Origin of the sequence: Streptomyces sp. WZ.A104, assembly GCF_002382885.1 — a bacterium.
GTDB lineage: Bacteria > Actinomycetota > Actinomycetes > Streptomycetales > Streptomycetaceae > Streptomyces.
Window position 1 is genome coordinate 1 of the sequence record NZ_NWVL01000184.1, and the last position, 735, is coordinate 735.

General features: G+C 64.8%; 1 pseudogene. It reads right to left on the minus strand.

Annotation, left to right across the window (positions count from 1 at the left end):
* Nucleotides 1–221, minus strand: a pseudogene (locus CIB93_RS37040) (group II intron reverse transcriptase/maturase); the annotation flags it as partial.
* Nucleotides 222–735: the final 514 nt, after the last annotated feature.

A 735-nucleotide genomic window follows, 5' to 3' on the forward strand; every position in this document is an offset into this window, starting at 1 on the left:
GAGCGGGCGGTCTTCCCATCCACTCCGGCCGTGCGGGCACCCTTGTTTCCCCGGACACGGTCCCACGCCACCAACAGGAAGGCGGGATCGGCCACGAGGTTGAACAGGTCGTCGAACCTGCGATGAGAATCATCAACAGCCCAACGGTGCAGCTTGGTCTGGATCTCCAGTACCCGGCGTTCGGCCTTCATCAAGGCCCATTCCAGCTCGTCGGTATTCACCGGCGACATCCTCCTGGCATTCCAGTGTCCTTACTGCTGACTTGCTGGCCCCCTTCCCCATGTGACCGGCTTTCCCGGCCTCGGAGTACTACGGGGCCTCCGTCCTGCCCGACGGCCATCAGCCGGCGATGGACCTGCCCCCGGTCGGACTGGATGTCCGACACGGGAGCGACCGCGGACAGTTCCCACGTTCACCACGAATCGATCGACAGGTGAGGTGCCCAGCTCTACCCCGGCAGCATCGCCACGCTTACGCCGCAGACTTTCAGCGTGGCCTCCCCACCGATGAGTAGAGTCGGCTTCGGAGTCGACCACCGACGAGCACTGGTGGTCGTGCACTGCGTCCGGCCCAGATCCGCCAGATTCGAGCCGGTGTCGTAATTACGGGGCGTCAGGCACTGATTTCTCGCGTGCACCTTCCTGTCTCGCTAGCCGGACCCGGGTCGTCTGGCAGTACCAACCCGTCCCGGCGTTGTCGGGGCTGCTTGCCGCTCAGCTCGACATCCCCCGAACC